Annotated in this window: 19 protein-coding genes and 3 pseudogenes; 11 read left to right on the top strand and 11 right to left on the bottom strand. The window is 57.1% G+C overall.

Annotation, left to right across the window (positions count from 1 at the left end):
• Nucleotides 1-315: 315 nt before the first annotated feature.
• Nucleotides 316-673: pseudogene (locus H1204_RS52410) on the bottom strand (DDE-type integrase/transposase/recombinase); the annotation flags it as partial.
• Between the two features lie 203 nt (nt 674-876).
• Here H1204_RS52410 and H1204_RS48540 point away from each other — a divergent pair.
• Both H1204_RS48540 and H1204_RS48535 read left to right on the top strand, forming a co-directional pair.
• A complete protein-coding gene (locus H1204_RS48540; protein WP_243469213.1) occupies nt 877-1,764 on the top strand; it encodes a hypothetical protein in 888 nt (295 codons plus the stop codon).
• 164 nt (nt 1,765-1,928) lie between these two features.
• A pseudogene (locus tag H1204_RS48535) lies at nt 1,929-2,360 on the top strand (IS6 family transposase); the annotation flags it as partial.
• A gap of 254 nt (nt 2,361-2,614) precedes the next feature.
• On the opposite strand, the gene H1204_RS48530 reads toward H1204_RS48535, so the two are convergent.
• From H1204_RS48530 to H1204_RS48520, 3 genes are all read right to left on the bottom strand, one after another.
• Nucleotides 2,615-3,088 (bottom strand): carboxypeptidase-like regulatory domain-containing protein, encoded by a 474-nt coding sequence (locus tag H1204_RS48530; protein WP_180736897.1) that lies wholly within the window; start codon nt 3,086-3,088, stop codon nt 2,615-2,617.
• Between the two features lie 660 nt (nt 3,089-3,748).
• Nucleotides 3,749-4,000, bottom strand: a complete 252-nt coding sequence (locus H1204_RS48525) for a GlsB/YeaQ/YmgE family stress response membrane protein (RefSeq protein WP_180736975.1) — start codon at nt 3,998-4,000, stop codon at nt 3,749-3,751.
• A gap of 499 nt (nt 4,001-4,499) precedes the next feature.
• Nucleotides 4,500-4,769, bottom strand: a complete 270-nt coding sequence (locus H1204_RS48520; RefSeq protein WP_180736896.1) for a hypothetical protein — start codon at nt 4,767-4,769, stop codon at nt 4,500-4,502.
• Between the two features lie 225 nt (nt 4,770-4,994).
• Between H1204_RS48520 and H1204_RS52405 the strand changes: the two genes are divergently transcribed.
• Nucleotides 4,995-5,252 carry a hypothetical protein gene (locus H1204_RS52405; RefSeq protein ID WP_243469212.1) on the top strand — a complete coding sequence of 86 codons (258 nt, stop codon included), beginning with the start codon at nt 4,995-4,997 and terminating at the stop codon, nt 5,250-5,252.
• Here the strand turns inward: H1204_RS52405 and H1204_RS48515 are convergent.
• The 3 genes from H1204_RS48515 to H1204_RS48505 all read right to left on the bottom strand — a co-directional run bounded on the left by H1204_RS48515 (nt 5,133) and on the right by H1204_RS48505 (nt 7,764).
• Entirely contained in the window at nt 5,133-5,681 is a 549-nt protein-coding gene (locus H1204_RS48515; protein WP_180736895.1) for a hypothetical protein, read from the bottom strand. The two genes, H1204_RS52405 and H1204_RS48515, sit on opposite strands and share 120 nt — an antisense overlap.
• A 238-nt stretch (nt 5,682-5,919) precedes the next feature.
• Nucleotides 5,920-7,047: a calcium/proton exchanger gene (gene cax, locus H1204_RS48510; protein WP_346015826.1), complete on the bottom strand. Its 1,128-nt coding sequence runs from the start codon at nt 7,045-7,047 to the stop codon at nt 5,920-5,922.
• Between the two features lie 249 nt (nt 7,048-7,296).
• Nucleotides 7,297-7,764 carry a nuclear transport factor 2 family protein gene (locus tag H1204_RS48505; RefSeq protein WP_180736894.1) on the bottom strand — a complete coding sequence of 156 codons (468 nt, stop codon included), beginning with the start codon at nt 7,762-7,764 and terminating at the stop codon, nt 7,297-7,299.
• A gap of 654 nt (nt 7,765-8,418) precedes the next feature.
• Between H1204_RS48505 and H1204_RS48500 the strand changes: the two are divergent.
• The 3 genes and pseudogenes from H1204_RS48500 to H1204_RS48490 all read left to right on the top strand — a co-directional run bounded on the left by H1204_RS48500 (nt 8,419) and on the right by H1204_RS48490 (nt 12,307).
• A pseudogene (locus H1204_RS48500) lies at nt 8,419-8,879 on the top strand (hypothetical protein).
• 391 nt (nt 8,880-9,270) lie between these two features.
• Nucleotides 9,271-10,134 (top strand): hypothetical protein, encoded by an 864-nt coding sequence (locus H1204_RS48495; protein ID WP_180736893.1) that lies wholly within the window; start codon nt 9,271-9,273, stop codon nt 10,132-10,134.
• Nucleotides 10,135-12,034: 1,900 nt separating this feature from the next.
• Nucleotides 12,035-12,307, top strand: a complete 273-nt coding sequence (locus H1204_RS48490; protein WP_180736892.1) for a hypothetical protein — start codon at nt 12,035-12,037, stop codon at nt 12,305-12,307.
• A gap of 35 nt (nt 12,308-12,342) precedes the next feature.
• Here the strand turns inward: H1204_RS48490 and H1204_RS48485 are convergent, their stop codons facing one another.
• A complete protein-coding gene (locus tag H1204_RS48485) occupies nt 12,343-12,516 on the bottom strand; it encodes a hypothetical protein (RefSeq protein ID WP_180736891.1) in 174 nt (57 codons plus the stop codon).
• A gap of 688 nt (nt 12,517-13,204) precedes the next feature.
• Here H1204_RS48485 and H1204_RS48480 point away from each other — a divergent pair.
• Nucleotides 13,205-13,408, top strand: a complete 204-nt coding sequence (locus H1204_RS48480; protein WP_180736890.1) for a cold-shock protein — start codon at nt 13,205-13,207, stop codon at nt 13,406-13,408.
• Between the two features lie 232 nt (nt 13,409-13,640).
• On the opposite strand, the gene phaP is transcribed toward H1204_RS48480, so the two are convergent.
• Nucleotides 13,641-14,213 carry a TIGR01841 family phasin gene (phaP, locus tag H1204_RS48475; RefSeq protein WP_180736889.1) on the bottom strand — a complete coding sequence of 191 codons (573 nt, stop codon included), beginning with the start codon at nt 14,211-14,213 and terminating at the stop codon, nt 13,641-13,643.
• Nucleotides 14,214-15,001: 788 nt separating this feature from the next.
• On the opposite strand from phaP, the gene H1204_RS48470 reads away from it, so the two are divergent.
• Complete coding sequence (locus H1204_RS48470; protein ID WP_180736888.1) at nt 15,002-15,265, top strand: XRE family transcriptional regulator; 264 nt, start codon at nt 15,002-15,004, stop codon at nt 15,263-15,265.
• A 23-nt stretch (nt 15,266-15,288) separates the two neighbouring features.
• On the opposite strand, the gene hfq is transcribed toward H1204_RS48470, so the two are convergent.
• Both hfq and H1204_RS48460 read right to left on the bottom strand, forming a co-directional pair.
• Nucleotides 15,289-15,582: an RNA chaperone Hfq gene (hfq, locus tag H1204_RS48465; RefSeq protein ID WP_180736887.1), complete on the bottom strand. Its 294-nt coding sequence runs from the start codon at nt 15,580-15,582 to the stop codon at nt 15,289-15,291.
• A 64-nt stretch (nt 15,583-15,646) separates the two neighbouring features.
• Nucleotides 15,647-15,856 (bottom strand): hypothetical protein, encoded by a 210-nt coding sequence (locus tag H1204_RS48460; protein WP_180736886.1) that lies wholly within the window; start codon nt 15,854-15,856, stop codon nt 15,647-15,649.
• Nucleotides 15,857-16,555: 699 nt separating this feature from the next.
• Here H1204_RS48460 and H1204_RS48455 point away from each other — a divergent pair.
• From H1204_RS48455 to tnpB, 3 genes are all read left to right on the top strand, one after another.
• The gene (locus H1204_RS48455; protein ID WP_243469211.1) at nt 16,556-17,107 is read left to right on the top strand and encodes a Uma2 family endonuclease; all 552 of its coding nucleotides are present in this window, start codon (nt 16,556-16,558) and stop codon (nt 17,105-17,107) included.
• 317 nt (nt 17,108-17,424) lie between these two features.
• Entirely contained in the window at nt 17,425-17,832 is a 408-nt protein-coding gene (locus H1204_RS48450; protein ID WP_180736885.1) for a transposase, read from the top strand.
• Nucleotides 17,829-18,176: an IS66 family insertion sequence element accessory protein TnpB gene (gene tnpB / locus H1204_RS48445; protein WP_086917259.1), complete on the top strand. Its 348-nt coding sequence runs from the start codon at nt 17,829-17,831 to the stop codon at nt 18,174-18,176. The genes H1204_RS48450 and tnpB overlap by 4 nt, the downstream gene beginning before the upstream one ends.
• Nucleotides 18,177-18,213: the final 37 nt, after the last annotated feature.

Genomic DNA, 18,213 nt, shown 5'->3' with positions numbered 1-18,213 from the left:
GGGTCAGCTCTCTTGAGTTGAGGACGTCGGTGGTTGTCGCGAGCATCGGGCACATGCGCGATTCGACTCGCGTGTCGCCGTGGTTTGTGCAACCGCGATGTGCTGGCGCCCTCTTCTCAAGACGCGGCGATTCACCACCTGGTCGCCAACGAGCCGCAAGACTTTTGGGTGCCGCGATTTACTGCCCGAGCGCTTGTAGTAATGGCAGTGCGCTTGAGCACGGCATAGACGCAATCAGTCATGCCCAGCGGCGCGGCTTTTGTCGTGCTAAGGAAAGTCGAGGCGACAAGTCCTATGTGATCAGGATTGCTTACTGGTACGATTCCTGATCGCACGGCGATCCTGCTCAACGACGTTGTTCAGATACTTATTCTGGCGCGGACCCTGATCGGTATTTCACAGTCCGCGTTGAGCGCCTGTAGCGCGGCCATATTCGATTCGCTCTTATCGATCGTCACGGTCTCGGGTTCGCCGTTCCGGGCAATCGCCCTTTCAAAGTACCTCAGAGCCGCAGCCCCGTCACGATGGGCTGGCAGCAGCGAGTCGATCTTATTGCCGGCCTGGTCCACAGCCCGGTAGAGACACCTAGTCGCCCTTCACCCTAGATCTTCATGTAGGTCTCGTCAATGCGCCGGCTCATGCCGACTGCACTCTTGAAGCGACGGAATGCTTTTCCAGCGCCCACCGCGAACCGGTGCAAGCTCCGAGGCAAAATTCCACCCCTACGTCCTCATCGGTCGACCAACTTGAGCGGCTGGCGATAACCGCCACCTTTTGTCCGACGATGCGCTCAATGGCCGTCTATAAAAGATCACACAACGCGTTCGGCTGGCAGCAAAGCAAGCAAATCAAGCAAAGCCCGGTTAGGAGAGCGTGATGAACGATACAGATCTCACTACCCTTATTTCTCAAGTCACGAGGGCATTGCGATTCTCGGCCATCGCCGCAACGATTGCAGTCATACTGACTGGATGCGGTGGCGGCGGCACCGATCGCCCAGCCAGTACGGCGGCCGCCGACGCCCTCGTCAACCCCGCCGATACCGCCAGCAAGCGTTCCGTCGCGCAGGCAGGGACTGACAATACTGCAATTGTCCCTCGCCACACACGCTTCGAAGGGAAAACGTACCGTCAATGGGTGACTTCGTTTTGGCAGTGGGTGAATACGATAGATAACGGCCCCTTTCTGCCAAATCCGCTACTCAACTGTACCCGTCCCATCTCAGCCGGCCAAAGCGGTAACGTCTGGTATTGGGCTACACCCAGTTCCTACTTTCATGCGCTCGACGTCCCCAACACGCCGCTGACTTGCGACCAGTCAGCTAACGTTATCCCGGCTGACACATCCATCTTGCTGGCGACGCTCGATACATTTTCTTCGACACTGCTGCCTCCCGGCGTCTACACGCCAACTACGGCGGCGGGTGAACAGGCGATTGCCAACCGATTCGCTGAACGAATCCAAGACCTGTTCGTCACTATAGACAACGTACCAGTCACCGATGTGACGGCGTATCGCGTCGCTACCGACCAATTCACATTTACAGCAGCGTTGCGCTGGGTGTTTGGAATACCGGAAGATATTTACGGAACTGACACGGCCGTAGCTGACGGCTACTACCTGATTCTGAAGCCCCTGTCGGCGGGCTCACACACGATTCACTATGGCGGCCGGTTCCACTATCTACCGGGAGACTTCGGGTCGGCAGCCCCGCCGCCGGATTACCTCGTCGACGTTACGCTCTTGATTACGGTTGGGCCTTAGGAAACCTTATGTTGCCGATCTTCGCCACAGCAGTGGACACCGGCAAGTCCGCTGCCGTGGTTGAAGGTGGCGAAAATAGGCTTGGCGGCCTAGATAGGATGGCTTTGTCAGGTTGGTGAACAGGCGGCGGTAGAATGAAGCGATGAACAAGACGAAATCGCTCGATGAACAAGACGAAATCGCTTTATCACGGCCACCGCCTCCCTGCTTTCGTCATCAGCTGCGGGGTTCGCTGGTATTTCCGGTTCAGCCTGAGCCTACGCGACATGGAAGAGTTGTTGCTTGAGCGCGACGTCGTGGTCACGTACGAGACGATCCCTTGCTGGTGTGACAAGTTTGGCCCCGGATTCGCCAGGTGCGCCAAGGCGGTGCGGCGCAAGCCGGGCAGCACGTGGCACCTTGACGAGATGTTCGTGACGCTGCGCGGCGAGCCGTATCTGTTGTGGAGAGCAATTGATCAGCACGGTGCCGAACTCGGCGTCCTGCTGCAGAAGCGTCGCGACAAGGCTGCAGCGAAGCGGTTTTTCGAGCGCATGCCCGCCTCCTGTGGTGAAGCACCACGCAAGGTAGTCACCGATCAGCGACGCAGCTGTCCGAGGGTCGGCCGGGATTCGTGAATATCTTAAGCTTCAGATATCTACGAATCCCGGCCGACCCTCATGCCGTCACTGCGCCGCTGCGCTGGAAAGGCCCCACGCGCAACTGGCAGCGCATTCACGTCGTGCACCTGAATCCCGATCGTGCTGACCCGGCCAGCGTCATCTCCCAACCCCGCAACCAGGAATTGAAATCGGCCTGAGTCACAACCGTCGAGGCGACAACTACTTGGACAACGGCCGTCCCAGTTGCCTTATTGAATCGCCCAATGGAAGGTTGACCTGGTACCGCCCTTGGCCGGCACAGTGACCGACTTGCTCTGTTCATTGCCCTTATAGCTCGCACGCACGGTGTACTGGCCCGGACGTACACGTACCAGCATGTATGGGCCCTGTGACGTTGCGTTCAGTACTTCCGCGTTATGGGAATCGACGATCCTGACCTGAACGTCGGCAAGGTAGTCCGAGCCCGAGCCGGTGAAGTTCAGTCCAAGCGGCCACTGGCTACGCGCACGCTCCAGCGCATGCGACTCGTCGGCTCCGACACCGCCCGATAGGTACTCAACGTCACCTTGACGCTGAGTCTGTGGCATGCCGCCACCGTTGGTGTTGCCCGCGCTGGAGTTGTCGGTTGCTTGCTGCGCCCAGGCGCCGCTGGCCAGGCTGAGGGTAAGTGCAGCGCTCAGTGCTGCTGCAATGAAGCCTTGTGGATTAAGTCGGATTCCCATCTTCACACTCCTTTCAGAGCACGCCCGGCACAGGCTGCGTTTCGAATAGAATGCCACGAGGATACGCCGTCCCGTATGGCCACTACCTTTGATGGGCAGGCACCGAAAAGTAGCCTGCCAGGCCCCGAGTCAAGGTGAGGGCGACGGCAAGTTCACAAAATGTCACAGACGATGACATGTTGCGCGATATCGCAATACCAGCGCACTCAACATTAGGCTCAGATTGAGTCGTCGTCCAGGTGAATTAGTTTGGCCCGTGCATGCCGCTCCACGTCAACGTGGGCGTTCCGCAATAGAGCCACGCGTGAATCCACGCGGTCATGGCGGCGGTCTTTTACACCTGTTCGGCAAGTCGTTCGTAACCGAAGCCGGTCAGGTGTATACCTGATATCCGGCGAACTCGCCCTGCGCGCCGAAGTAAAGGCCGTCGAGGCCGAGTTGGAAGCGACAGGTTACGCCCCCGTGCCGGGCCGGCGCAGCGACGGCCAGTGGGAAGCGTGGATACGCATCGGCAACATCACCTGGGGACCCGACGGAAACTTCGCTTCGCGTGACGAAGCGCACGCCGCTGGCCGCGCGTTGCCAAACAATAGCTGGAGGCCGGGAAACAACAAACCCGGCCGAAGCCGGGTCCGTATGTTCAGACAGCCAGTACGCTCGCTATCCACGTTTGATGAGACGGATGATAAACAACAGGATGACTGCACCGATCACGGCGGTAATCAGGGACCCGATCAGACCGCCGCCCAGTGAGATGCCAAGCACACCCGACAGCCAACCACCGATGAAGGCCCCCACGATGCCGACAATGATATCGACAATCAGGCCGAAACCTCCGCCCTTCACCAGCAGGCCAGCCAGCCATCCAGCGAGTGCACCGATGACCAGCCATGCAATGATCCCCATAGTCAGCACCCCAAAGTTTGGTTAAATATTCACTGCGGTTGGACCTAGTCCGGGTAATCAACACCGCCAGCCTATCCTGCTGCTGTCAATTCAATCAGCCATGTGGTTGTGGCATGTGGAAATAGTCGCAGCATCAAACGTCATACCGACAGCTACTCGTTCCCCGCCTTGAGAAACGAGAATTGATGCATGACACCCCATGCTTACATAGTTCAATGTGATCGGCCGTACTCTTCACCGGAGTCCAACCCCGAGACACCAGAGCATCTTCGTACTTTTTCGTAAGCCCTTCCGAACCAGAACCAGCCGGCGATGGACATGAATCCCACGGGCAGGATGACCCCCCCTTCCTGATTCACGCCAGTACTTCGCCCTTCTATCCCCTCTTCGCCTCACGGGTCCTCAAATAGTCAAATTGGACTTTGGACGCATACCCTGTTGAGGTCGAACTTCAGCGGTGAGACTCGAGCGCAACAGCCTGACAACTTGAGAACGAGAAATGCTTTTACTGGCTCACGCCGCTGTGGGCGACTGCAACTGCAGCGTCGCGCTTCTTTTTGGCTTCCGCTTTTTTGTGGTCGAAGACCTTTTTTGCAGCCGCAACCTCCCGGTTGTATTCGCGATTCGCCGCAGCAACCTGTTGGTGCATTCTGACGATTGCATCAGGATGTTCAGAGGCTGTCGATGGGCTTGCTCCAGAAGCTTCTTGAGCCCAGACGCCGGAAGGCGACAACAGCGCGACGGTGGCGGTGATTACGGCCGCAATCGATTTCATGACGAACCCCCAATGGTATGTTCGCGTAGCTGGTTTGCCGGTAGCGAGCTTTCAGCCTATACACTGTGAATGGAATGTTGTATTGGACTTTGGTCCAATGACTGGCGGGCAGCGTAGAAGCTCTCCAGTACACTGAAACGCATAAACGACCCCAGATCACGACGGCAGGGGCAACCGTGACCATTTAGAAATGGCATTGACTATCACGGACAAGGAGATCGCATCATGTTTATACGGAATCGTGGTTTCGCGGTTACGATCGCCGCGATCTTTCTGGCAGCCTCCGCGGGGAATTCCGCGGCAACCGAGCAGGCGCAGCAACGTCGTGCAGGGCGTGACGTTCGCCAGGAAACGCGTCAGGGCTCACGTGACACAAAGCAGGATTGCCGGGCAGCTAACCAGCAAAGCAACTCGCAATGCAGGCAGGATAAGCGTGAGACCAAGCAGCACGGCCGGCAGGTGGCCCGGGACATCAAGTATTGACTTCCCAGGTGTATCAGCAGGCAGATAGTCAACTCGGAGGTCGCCTTCACCGATCCGAACAACAAACAGTTCGATGACGTCGACGTGGCCATTGGGATCGTCGTGACCACATCGCCTCTCGACGATTTCGCGTATCCGTGACTCTATCCTGGACTGTTCGCCCAGCGCGCCATTCTCACACCGATCGATTGCTTCCGGGTCGATGACAATGACAATCGGAGCGTTACGCCTCGGTGCGTCATCCGAGCCCACCACTTGCCATTCGACTACAACGTGGTTCGAGCGGCTTCCTTCGCGAAATTGCGCGTGTTCTGAGGATCGGCGCAAGCATGGCGTATGCCGCACAACAAGATGCGAGCACAGCGAAAATCCTTGAATCCCAACAATGGATCGGGTGCGGCGCTTGATAGCCCGATGGTCTTGTTCCACGCCACGAGATCATCCGGCCGAGCGCGAACTACACCGGACCTGAGAATTTGAAACTTGTGCGATAAACCGGAGAATATAGCGACCGCCGTGCGCATTCGGGGCACCACGCTAGCGGTTGCGGTCAGCAGGTCGCATTGCAGCCGACGGCGCGGACACTGCGACCCAATTCGTCACCGACGGCCTTGCGCCGGGGCGCAGGCAAGCAAGTCGGGCCTTGGGCCACCTCTACCCGGCACCCTTAGCTCGGCAAAAAGAAAAACATGAGGGCAAGGGCGAAATAAACGACGAGGAGTTGCGTTCCCTTGAGCCAGTCAGCACGTCCGTCGCTCGCCATCTGAGCCGTGACCAGCGCTGACAAAACCACGATCAGGACGAGGTCGGGACGGAAGGCCAGATCCATTGGAGAAGGGCCAAAAAAGAGGCTAGCGAGCACCAGAACCGGCGCGACGAAGAGTGCAACCTGAACACTTGAGCCAAGCGCGATGGAAAATGACAGATCCATGCGATTGTTCAATGCTGCCGTAATGGCCGTTGCGTGCTCGGCGGCGTTTCCCAGTATGGCGACCACAAAGGCACCCACGAAAACGTCGCTGAGGCCGAATTCGTGCACCATGGGTTCGATCGAACCTACCATGATCTCACTCATCCACGCGGTCCCCACGGTTGCAACTGCCAATATTGCCAGGGCCCGTACTACTGACGGGGGTTTTTCCTCTTTTTCGGGCATGGCCTTCTCTGGCGCGTCGGAACTGCGGAATAATTCGGGGTGAGTGATCAGTGAGAACACAAGATACAGCCCATAGACGACAAGGAGCACGAGGGAAATCGAGATGCTGAGCCGGTGGAGCATCACGGTTGTGCCCTCTACGGATTCGAAGGCGGCAGGAAGAATCAGCGCGACAGCCGCGAGCAGGAGCATGGTCGCTTGAGACCTTGCTCCAAGCGGATTGAAGCGTTGCTCGGGATAGCGCATTCCTCCGGCCAGCATTGCGGCGCCGAACACCAGCAGCATATTCCCTACAATCGAACCGATAATAGATGCTTCCACCACTTGATGAAGTCCTGCCTGCAATGCGACGAACGCGATAATCAACTCCGCGGCATTGCCAAAAGTCGCATTGAGAAGTCCACCTACACCCTCGCCCATGCGTTCAGCCAGTTGCTCGGTGGCATGTCCCATCCACCCGGCGAGGGGGAGGATGGCGAGCGACGAGGCGATGAAGACAAGAAGATGGTGATTGGAAGCGAGTACTCCAGCGCAACCGCGACCGGAACAAAGACAAGAAGCAACTTCATTAACATGGCTCGTCTCCCTCGAGCTATCGACTATCTTGTCGCGCGAAAGCGAATCGGCGTTGAGCCTCACCGAAGTCCTCCGTTCAGATGCGCTCTACCATTGCTCATCGACGCGGCATCGACACCGGCATGCTCGCGCCCACGACCGCGCGACGCGCCTCCGGCAGAACGCGGCGCGAACACAGCAAGCAACTCTGAATTCGTTAGCGCCTCGGTGCTGCAGGCGAATAACAACGCGCTGTCATTCCCCGATCGTAGCTTCAATGTGGCCTTAGCACGTCAGTGCGGCATGCGCTTGCGTATTGAGCTTTACGAAGGCTTAATCACCTTCTGGTAGCTTCGACGAATGATGGCTGGTGATCAGCCAGTTGTGCCCATTCCATTCATAGGTGAATGTATAACGCGCCTTGACCACTGAACCGTCCGCAAATTTAAACGAGTAGAGCCCCGCGTCGATCGCCGTGTTGCATTCGATCATGATGTCGCGGAAGTCGATGGTGCCCACCGGCTTGTTTTCGAGAAAATGCCTGAAGTAGTCAACCTTCTCGTCAACAGTCAAACGCGGCTTGTTCGATACGGTCGGTAGCAAGATTGAGCGTGGCGCGTAGTTCGCTACGACCTTCTGCGGGTCGCCAGTTTTCAGCGAATCGTTCCAGCGATCGAAAAGCGCAGCAATCTGCTTGTTCGTTGCAGAATGGCAGGTCTCGGTCTTCGCGAACGCGCCGCCCTGACCGACGACCACAAGCACGGCAGCAACTACGAACGACCTCGGTAGGCAGATTTTCATGATTACCTCCCCGCATATCGAACGCGCCTGTGGCGAAGCCGCCCCAGCATTCGGGGCTGTCTGCCACGTTATAGTTCAAAACGGAGCGACTTCCAACGCGCGACCGCTTCCCCGCACAAAATACTCCACCGCTCCAAAGTCACGTAATGATGTCCAGACCGCTGCGTCGCGTTGTAGCTCCAATAGCACGTTCGACCCGTTGATCGTTCGTCCATCGAGTCGTAGAAGCACTTTTGTACCTTGCTGAAATCGCCGGGACTTGAGAGAGTTGCGAAGGCTTATCCCCGGTGCGATGCCGAATTTCTTTTCGGTTGTGAGGGCGGACCGCTGTCCGCGAACACATGTAACGCTTCCAACATGGCATGGACGTAAAGCGTAAGTCCCACACCACCGCCATGGGACCAATGCGAACAAATACGTCGGCAACCGACGCTTGTCGCCCTGCTACTCGGCTGGCCGCCTACAATGAGGCGAGGTAAAGGATGCGTACGATGGACATGCGGCGGGTTTCGGATATGCACCCGCCGTTTGAAGGACGGTTTTGTAGAGCGGGCGAGCGCCAGCAACTGGCCGGTTGCACGCGCTGAACCGTGACGCCACAAAGCTGCCACTGGCGAACGGCGACCGGCGGTCATGCCCGCCGTCGCAGGGATTATGCTCACGTTCTCCCGGGCGATATTGCGTGACGCCCTTGCGGGTGAGTCCACGCGGCGAAGTGACAGGAAATCGATGCCAAGGTCCACGGAACGCTGTCGTACGAGACCGCCAAGGGCGTCAAGGGGGCCAGGGAACTTGTCGGCAAGGCGAACGGCGCACTCGTGTTTCCGTCGGTGCTTACGGTTGACCTCGCCGGTGGCGAATACGCACGTCGGCGGGAAGTCGATTGACTACTACAGCACGGTGGCAGGCTCATTCGGCCTGAAGGCAGGTGCCCAGACGAAGGCCGTCATTTTCCTGTTCATGGAAGATCGGTTGCGCCGCTAGAGGTTGGAGCGAACGGAGAGATCGATACGACAACGGCCTCCGCACCCATCGAATCGATCGTGCTGACCAATACATCTCTGATGGGAGACGTGTCGCGTTCCGGCATCAAAGTTTCACGACTGAACATCTGATGACAGTGGCGTTTGTCTGACCCGATGTCGATAAATCGACGGGACGAACATCGCAGGGGCACCTTCCCTTGTCCACACCTGGCGAAACCCAGGTCGAAGTTATCCACATTTTCTCTGGATAAGGCTGTGGACAAGCGGAAGGTCTGGGTCGACAGACGCAAGTGCAACCGGGCGACCAGCCTTGAGCCTTTCGTTCGCGCACGGCCGCGTGATTGTCGACGGCGAGATAGCGGAGCATCTCGGCGCGCGCTCCTTCACCGAACGGCGTTCGTTTCGCGCATGTACAGCGCGTTGCGCGGCCGTCTGGAAGCTGCCATTTAAAGCATGTGCAGCCGGCATACGATTTAAGCGGGGGGTGTTCCAGACTTGTTATGCATCGCATGGAGGCTTCATGATGTCCAGGTCTGTTTCTTTGCTGTCCGTTCTGGTATTACTGGCCCTGACGGTGCGGGCGAACGCGGCCATGCGCCTTGATACGCCAGATTTTCCTGCGCCGCGAGATGCCACGACGGGACCGCCGTTAGCGAACAGATCGGCAGGCACCGATCAACTGTTGCGCCAGTACAATTTGGAACCCGGGTCTGAAAAAGCCCAGACCGTCCTCAAATGGGTGCACAGGATACGGAGTGATCCAACTATCGCGGCGAACTTGCCGGATGACGCGGACGGCGTTGGCGACATCTTTCTCGACCCGGAGAAGCAACAAATCCTGATGTCCGACGGCATTGCGCGTCTGGATGCGGCTGATCGCCTCCAATACGTCAAACTGATTACTCGCCTGCTCGACGAGCTTGTGCCCGTCAATTGTTACGGCCTATCCGATATGAGCGCTGTGATGATGCGCGTGCGACTTCTGGATATGTCCAATGCTGACGTTGATCAGTACCTTGGTTTGCTCTATAAGGTAGTGCTGAGTTACGCATCCGGCGCGCCGATACAGACGCCGACTCGCGACCAGTCTGCGGCGGGACAAGCGCGACTTTCACAGGCCATCGCCGCGGAACTTCAAGCGGATCCGGATAGCCTTGACCGGTACGCGTACTATGCGTCGCACCCGTCGGCGGCGACGCCGGCGGATACCTGCTGGATGACAAGAGTGACGATGCACGCAATCATCGCGATGCCAGGGCCGGAGCGCGACTATGTGCTGCTTCCGTCAATCAGGGAGCGCGACCATGCGGCAGAATCGCGAGGCAACCGTGTCCCGGATACGGCACAGCCGCCGTCGGCCGAACCACAGATGCACGGACCCTGATACGCACATGCGCGCGGGCCAGGAGGCGGGGCGAGCTATCCTATGCAGTCGGCGACGCAACCAGCCACGGAAGTTCCCTCGTCCTGTGACGTTGCCACCAATAACGGTTTGGCTCAACAGGGACCCTGGCGTGGTTTGAGCCAACCCCAGTGCACGACTTTGGAGTCGATTCGACACGAACTATGTGGCCTCCGCTTTGCGGCGAGGGTATTGTGTGCTCCATGCGCACGAGTATGAAATGATTGTTGGTGGCGACGCGTTTGCTCGTCCAAGGCAAGCGCAGAAGTTTCGATTTCATTTCAAGGACGCCACCGCGTTTATATCCATGCAAGCCGACACTTGCAGAATTGGTCAGACGTAACTGTATCGACGTCGAGACAACAGGCTCAATAATGGGACTCGCGCATCTTAGGGAGGCGAGAGGCACCTCTTTCACTCCGTGACTCATTAAGCAGGCACCGTAGGGCAACCTTCGCCCTGCCTGGCATTGACCAGATAGCTGACCACGGACAGGCCAATACCAGACCTCCGTATACCCCTAACCGTAGAACCGGTGCGACGATTTAGTCCATGACACCCGGAAGGGCGCTGGCCAGGTAATCGTCGTGCGATGACAAGTTTTTGGCGGTTGGTGACGCTCTGTAGCCTCTCATTTCCAACGGTACTTCGCTAAAATTTGGACGGCGACAGTTGATATCGGAATATCAGGAGTTTCGTGGCTTTTTGATGAGCCTACCGTCAATTCTTAACACAAATGGCGCAGACATTCGATGCAACCTGAGCTGGGGTCTTCATTTGCACGCGACAGAGGGGAAGCTCTGGTGCGCCTTGATTCGGTTCCAAGGCCGACGCCGGTCTCGACTGAACCATCGGTCATTGCCGACGAAGGTCGAGCTATGCTTGTGTATCGTATTGCACCGTCCCAGCCTCACCGATATAACTCTCTCGCTCGTAGAGAAGCGCCGTTTTGTCTGTTGCGTTTCGACGCCGCTGTGTTCCAAAGCCTCGGGCCACCCAAGAGTGGAGAGTTAAGCCGACATGTCCTGCATGCTAAGGGCTTATGCTGTTGCGGCGCCTATGAGGTCCTTTATTCGACTCTTGTTTCCGAGTGGTGGCCAAATACTCCTCCGGCGATTGCGCTGCGCCATTTTATTTTTATCTTCGAAGACAGTAGTTTCGAATGCGTTGCGACCAGTTGTGACCTTGCCGGTGTCTTTGCCGCGGCTGACATTGCGCGGAACGAGGCTTTTTGGTGGTTTCGCTGAAGTCTGCACCCATCAGGTGGCTCTTTAGGCAAATGCGCTCGTTAGCGGCTCGGACAGTTCGAAGTGAAATGCAACGCGTCTATCGTATCGCGGCGGTCGGAGACCGGCGAGAGCGCGCTTCCACGGATGACGTTGGACGCGGCCGTCTTATTGTGGGGACGCACGCTTGAAGCACGGACCACAAGAGCAGTAACGGCGCCGTCGATGGCAGTTGCATAGCGGGCATCAGAGAGGACGTGTTAAAAGAGGTGTGCATCTAGCATCGTTCAGACAATACACACGCCAAATATTGCATCTGCATAAACTAGCTCCTATTGTCTTCGAGGGGCAGCGCTTCCCCAAGATACGCAATTGTTCAGCCCGCCCCTCAAATCGGGCTTCTCTGACCCACGCTGATTTCACCGCCGAGACCGAGCTTCACCATTGCAAGGCTGGAGCAGGTTATAGCGAGCTGGACACGGCTCATGTTTGCTCAGACATACTGACGCCGTCGTCTGCACGAACTTTATTCGGTGGGCTTGGGCATTCCTCAGCGTACAGGGTTCAAAGAGTTTCTCACTGCTTTGGGAAGGAGCGGATAAAAATACAGGTAGCAGACGACTGGCGTCAGTCAGTATTGACCCATCGAGGGCGGCATGAGCAAGACAACGAAGAGCTATTATGGCGATATCGAACTCAGGCTCGTATTCAAGGTCGAACTCGCGCGCGGTGCCTCTCACATCGCTAGCACATTGTCCGCGGCTAGCACGGCTGCCGCCGTTGCAGAGGTGCTTGAGCAGTTTGTCATGGACTGCGGTCTGGACAAGTTTGACGAGTTCGGTGCGCTCCTCATTGAGGACCTGAAGAAGCGTAGATGCTTCAAAGGTGCACATGCAGTCGACGCATACATGCGAGCTCGGGCTCCGTGACCGTGGTGCGACGCCCAGACTTGGCGCGCAGGCCCTCAAGCACGGCTGTTCGCCTGATGTTGCTTAGGTTGTGCGAACACACCAACTTGCTCCCGGCGTTCGCTCAGGCAGTGCCCTTTGCACAGTTCGACGCTGAACCGCCCCGTGGAGAGCGTATGGCGCAGGCCGGTCTCGTCTTCCATTCGGCGCGCAGAAGCAGCAATGCTCATCGCCTATCTTTTAAATGTGGAATGAGTAATTGCCAGGTGTTTGGCTGAACTCAGTCAGCGAGAAAGTCGAGCTGGGCTAAGTTGGCTGATTCGCGAATCACTTCCACCAGTGAGAGCGGGTCGGAAAGTCCACGCCGAATTACCGATGCGCGAATCCCGAGAGACATCGAAGTTGGCCAGCCAGTTGAGTAAAGTCGTCAGTCGGCGGCGGTATTCGTCGATTGAAACGACGATGGACTGTCTGCAGCTCCTCTTTAACATCGGCGTCGTGCGTTGCCTTTGCGACCGGCGAAAGGTGCACATCTGGAGTGAAGGGTTCGCTCTCCTTGCAGTATTCATGGATTTGCCTGTCCTTCATGACCATCGGAATCCTGGTGGGTCCTTCCTGCATGACCTTGAGGGCTTCTTGCACGTTACCGTCAACCAGCACGATGTCGGCTTGGAAACATGGAGCGATTTGAACAATGTATGGCGTGCCGTCGTGCGATCCGTAGGATGCCTAAACTATGAAATTCCCGGGATAATTCATGAAATCTAGGCATTAAAGCCAGGCGTCAAAACGACGGTTTGGTGTCACGACACCTGTCGGAAACGCTAATTGTTTAGAGCATTCTCCTCTGTTAAAAACGTATGTGTGCGGCGGTAACCGTCGCGTTTTACAACACATCAGTCTTTGAAGAGGGTCAGGATGGCAACGGGTACCGTGAAGTGGTTTAACGACGCAAAGGGTTTTGGTTTCATCACGCCGGATGAAGGTGGTGAAGACCTGTTTGCTCATTTTTCGGAGGTAAAGGCGGAGGGCTTCAAGTCTCTGAAGGACGGACAAAAGGTGAGCTTCGAAGTCAAGCAAGGTCCGAAGGGCAAGCAGGCTGCAAACATTCAGCCAGTTTGACACCTCAGCTTGCTCGCTGTCGCGTAGTGAATGGTCCACCGAGGCGGACCATTCCTTTTCAGCTATGTGCCGTGACAGTTTTCCCGGGTGCTTACTCGCCTGGTTACACCGCGCAGTAGCCGCTACCGGAAAAACCCCAAGTCTCGCGTGCGCTGGTCGTTCATTCCAGCGCACGTGATGTCCGCTCACGTCGGTTACCGGGTTACGTCCGAAACCAGCACACCCCTTCAAATTATTGCTTCGCCGTCTTCGCCGTTTTCTCGACTGCCTGGTCAGCCACTTCGGTCATCTCCGTTGCTGCTTTCGTTGTGGCTTCGAGGTTACTTTGCGCGATTTCGACTACCTGCTTCGTTGCGTTTTGCACGCTTTCCTGAGCGGTGTTGGCCAGCGTGATAGCGTGTTTCAGAAATGCAGTTGCGGCCTCGGAACCGAGTGGGGCGTTTTGCGCGAGATTCTCGGCGAACGATTGAACCTGGCGGCTGACCTCATGGTACCGGGCATTGACCACCTCTGACAGCTGCGCTTGCGTACTCGACGCAATCTCGGCAACCTGACGTTCATAAGTCAGGACCTGCTCGGCCGAGGGCAGCGCCAGCGAGTCTTGCAGACCAGCAACTTCCTGTCCGTCCTTCTTCGCCAGCCCGTCTTGCAGGCGTTGATACCAATCGCCAAACGCCGTTCTGGCCGTATCCAGATTCAGTTTGATGAGTTTTTCCTCGCCTTCCAATATCTTGCCGGTCAGCCCAAAAAAGAAGTCAAGATTTCCCCGTTGGGCTGCAACAGCTTGTTCCTGAAAATCAGTCATGTTCGCCTCCTGAAGACGTGTGTCCAACGTTCAGCATGGTCGTCAACGGTGTCCAACTGATGAATCTCGTCGGAAGCTCCCGTGTCGGTGTACATTTTCGAACCGGCTCCGCAGGGGGGCTCCACAGCGATTGCGTGTCCACCTTCCTCAGCGCTGGGCTGCGCGATGGTGCTCGCCGAGTGTCGACAGGTGTAGGGCTGCAAGACGACGAGGTTCAATTACAGGATGGTGACCATCGGGATACCAATTGAATCGCCCTATCACGGAGCATTTTGTCAAGAATAATTTTTTTCATCGTGGCGACCAACCGGATTCGTTTGCGTCCTCATTGCGATGACGTTTTTCGCACCGTGGTCGTCATCGCGCTATGCGACGAAGTAGCCGAACGGTACGTGCCTCTATTTCCGGACAAGCCTGTGCTTGCCGGTGGAACTTCCCGGACCCGCTGGCGACAAAGGGCCTTTGAGCAAGTTTTTCGACAGCCCTCAGTCATACGAACGTTTGCATTGCGCTCCTATTTCACGAAAGCGGTGGAGTGTGACTCGCGGCAGTGAACGGGATAGCGAAAACGGCATCCGTCTCGAGAACGCCGGGCATTTGAAGCGTTAACTCAGGTCGGGGACGAGGCGCTGCGACGGGCGTTCATGCGCAGTGAAGTTCACGCGAACGCCATGCCGGCCCGGGTGATGGCGCTCGACTGCAAGCATCAACATCGGAGTCGGCTCACACCTTGGTAGCCCGAAGTACATTGGTATGGTCAGGATGAGTTACACGGAGCATTGCACCCCATGAATCGTCGTCTGAATCTTGATGTACATCTGCGAAGCACTCTCAATCACAACGGCTCCAGGCGGGCCTTCGCGGCACGGCTGGACATGACTATCAAGCGCGCAAAGGTAACCTCCGGTCAGGTGGCCAGGCCACTCGGCGTCCCCGAGCACGAGGTGACCCTTTGGCGCGCCGGAGTTCTTGTTCCGAAGAGTACGGATTGCGAGCGCCTTTCTGAATTTCTCGACGTGGACGTCGCGTGGCTATGCGCAAGTGAAGCGTAGGCCACGGCATATCATGGCAGTTGTCATCGGGCACGGCCTCGCGCGTGCTTCGGCTTATCGCCACTCACTGGCGCCCCGGTCAACTCGCGTCCCGGACCGCAGCCATTGACCGGTAGCACGGTCGAAATGGCATGCTTGAATACGAGTTGCACGGCTGGACCCGACTCCAGCAGAACTGAGAACTGGTCAAAGGCGGCCAGTTGACCACTCAGTCTGATGCCGTTCACGAGGTACACGCTTACGGTGGTCTTGTCGCTTACGAGCGTCTGCAGGAAGTCGTCTTGTACGCTGGGCGCGCGGTCATGTTCTGAGGTCAATGCGATAGGTCCTTCGATTGTATCGACGATAGCTGGAGCCGCCAGTCAGCTCAGAAGAAATGAGTTACTGCGACTCAAGGGCATCGAAGCGAGCTTGCGCAATCTCGTCCGGGTGCATGCAGTGATATGCGTCGAAAAGTTGTGAACACAGTTGGGCAAGCGCCTCGAGATGCACAGCCTGGTCCGGGTGCTCAACCTCTCCTGCGTTCAGTATGTCGTCAAGGACCGGCGTGAGACGTCTTAGTTGCCGGAACGTCGTGACGTCCAGTTTCATGTTGAACCTCCTGTTGCCAAACGAACGAGCGCCATTGAACTGAGTGCCCCCAAGGCTCGGCTTCCGCCCGACATACCGCCCATGACAATAGGGACGTTCGAGCTGTAATAAATTAATGATGTGCCGCTTCAGCAGATACGCATGAAGTCTGGCCAGCGCGCTACTCGCGAAGCGCAGACCGCTTTTCGTTGACCGGGCGCGGACCGTCGCCCCGCTGCGGCGATATACTGCGGTTGGTTGCATTCATCCTACGGGCTACGCCCTGGTCCAGCAGGCTGTACCCAATAATGGGGATAGATATTCCCAGAGGCCATCCGCCGACTCCACACGCTAACACTTCTGCCAAGCGGATGCAGAAGTGAACTCGTCAGTTGCGACGGGCGCGGGACCCGGAGTATTGCTGCCGTCAATCATGCTCGTCATCGCGATGACCATGTGATTAAGACGCTTCGACCTGCGTCCTATTCCCGATAATTGACGCATCGCACAAAAATACTGAGAAATCACTTCAGCATTCATCAGAGAAGGGTTATTGAGCAAAGGAGCGGGATAATTTGCAGGCGTTCCGGCCGTATGAAATGGGGCCGCTTCGACCTGTTTCAGGGCACCAGATTGTGCGTTGCACACAAAGTACAAGTATTAAGTTACTGAGAAACGGGTATACGCTTACGCGACTTCCTCTACTAGAGGCTCATTGACGTGTCTACTTTCCTCGAGCGGGACGGACTGGTCGCGCGGTGGCGGCGGATTAACCCCAACATGGAGTCCGGCTTGCGGGACCCTTGCGAACTGGACGCGCGCGGTGACGCAGTGCTGTATTCACACCCTTCAGCGAGGCGACAGATAGTGCTAACTGACGCTTACTGCCAAATCACCGAGCAGATTGGTCACGTTGCGGCGATGGCGGTTCCAGTGACGACAACGTCATTTGGCATTCGCATACCCGATGTTATCTGGATGCCGCCCGACAACTGGGAGAGGATTGACCGAAGCGCGCCTGTCCCGTTTGTTCCAGCTTTGTGTGTTGAGGTGCTGCTTGACCGCGACACTCGCGACGATATCGACCTGAGAGTAGGAGCCTATCTGAAGGGCGGCGCCCGTGAGGTCATAGTGGTCGATGAGCACGGACGAGTCGAATTCTGGGGAGCCAATGGGCTGCAGTCAGCGTCGAAGTTCGGGATAACGCTATCGCTCGAGCAAATGTACTTCGATGAACCAGCATGGTCCTCGATTCCCAACGCGCATTGCTAGGAAAATGTCATCTGTTCGGGCCGCACGGCGCCAAGGGCATCAACTAGAACCGACTCTATCGCGAGCGGACGCTCGCAAAATACGGATTGACGCCTCCCTCGCTTTCTCAAAGTGAGCGGCTGCCGGTCGCGGTCAACAACTGCGGGTCTCGAAGACGTATTCCTTTTAGGGATATTCGTCCTTTTCGTGCATTTTCTGGCGGTTTTCACGAAAAAAAGCTGTAAGCACCTGATTTGTACCGTTCCCCGCCTGTCGTAGAAGATGCAATCATCGCTGCGACGGACACGAGTGACTGACTCTGTCCACAAACAGCGAGAATGGACACAGTGACTCAGACAGTCGAGTTACCCGCAAGACGCCAGAACCGACGGCATCCATTGGAATGGAAACGATCGGTCGTCGAGCAGACCTTTGAAGCCGGTGCGTCGGTCGCAAGGGTCGCCCGCGACAACAACATCAACGCCAATCAGGTGTGGGCCTGGCGCAAACTGTACGCTCAGGGTCTGCTGGTCGAAGATGCGCAGGCGGAGACCATGTTGCCTGCCGTTGTTGATGTACAGTCCGATCGACCAGCCCGCCATGCACCGGAGGCGACGGACGCGCCGGCATCTTCGGCGGCTGCAAACGGCAGCATCCAGCTTCAGCATGGCAATACTTCGGTCCGGATAGAAGGCGTGCCTGATGCGACGATATTGCGCCTGATCCTCGAGCGGATTCTCCGATGATCGGGCCGCCTGCAAACACACGGATCTGGATCGCTGCCGGCGTCACTGACATGCGTTCCGGCTTCAATTCGCTCGCGGCGAAGGTACAGACGGTGCTTGAGAAGGATCCTTATGGCGGCCATGTTTTTATCTTCCGGGGCCGGCGCGGTGATCTTCTGAAGGCGTTGTACTGGAGCGATGGCGGCCTCTGTTTATTTGCGAAGCGCCTTGAGACGGGGCGTTTTGCATGGCCCCGCGCCGACGCCGGCGTCGTGGCGCTGACCACCGCTCAACTCTCGCTCCTGCTCGAAGGGTTTGACTGGCGACAACCGGTCGAAGCGGCACGCCCGCGCAGTGCTTTGTAAACGTCTGTTACCACATGATCCGCGTGAAGTTGATGGT

Origin of the sequence: Paraburkholderia sp. PGU19, assembly GCF_013426915.1 — a bacterium.
Lineage (GTDB): Bacteria > Pseudomonadota > Gammaproteobacteria > Burkholderiales > Burkholderiaceae > Paraburkholderia.
This window is presented reverse-complemented; position numbering and strand designations above follow the sequence as displayed.

Coding starts and splice junctions, on each gene's coding strand:
- H1204_RS48520 (WP_180736896.1), bottom strand. CDS start 4,769: ATGAAATCGATTGCGGCCGTAATCACCGCCACCGTCGCGCTGTTGTCG.
- H1204_RS48480 (WP_180736890.1), top strand. CDS start 13,205: ATGGCAACGGGTACCGTGAAGTGGTTTAACGACGCAAAGGGTTTTGGT.
- H1204_RS48505 (WP_180736894.1), bottom strand. CDS start 7,764: ATGAAAATCTGCCTACCGAGGTCGTTCGTAGTTGCTGCCGTGCTTGTG.
- H1204_RS48460 (WP_180736886.1), bottom strand. CDS start 15,856: ATGAAACTGGACGTCACGACGTTCCGGCAACTAAGACGTCTCACGCCG.
- phaP (WP_180736889.1), bottom strand. CDS start 14,213: ATGACTGATTTTCAGGAACAAGCTGTTGCAGCCCAACGGGGAAATCTT.
- H1204_RS48485 (WP_180736891.1), bottom strand. CDS start 12,516: ATGAGCATTGCTGCTTCTGCGCGCCGAATGGAAGACGAGACCGGCCTG.
- H1204_RS52405 (WP_243469212.1), top strand. CDS start 4,995: ATGTTTATACGGAATCGTGGTTTCGCGGTTACGATCGCCGCGATCTTT.
- H1204_RS48490 (WP_180736892.1), top strand. CDS start 12,035: ATGAGCAAGACAACGAAGAGCTATTATGGCGATATCGAACTCAGGCTC.
- H1204_RS48530 (WP_180736897.1), bottom strand. CDS start 3,088: ATGGGAATCCGACTTAATCCACAAGGCTTCATTGCAGCAGCACTGAGC.
- H1204_RS48540 (WP_243469213.1), top strand. CDS start 877: ATGAACGATACAGATCTCACTACCCTTATTTCTCAAGTCACGAGGGCA.
- H1204_RS48495 (WP_180736893.1), top strand. CDS start 9,271: ATGATGTCCAGGTCTGTTTCTTTGCTGTCCGTTCTGGTATTACTGGCC.
- H1204_RS48470 (WP_180736888.1), top strand. CDS start 15,002: ATGAATCGTCGTCTGAATCTTGATGTACATCTGCGAAGCACTCTCAAT.
- tnpB (WP_086917259.1), top strand. CDS start 17,829: ATGATCGGGCCGCCTGCAAACACACGGATCTGGATCGCTGCCGGCGTC.
- H1204_RS48450 (WP_180736885.1), top strand. CDS start 17,425: ATGGACACAGTGACTCAGACAGTCGAGTTACCCGCAAGACGCCAGAAC.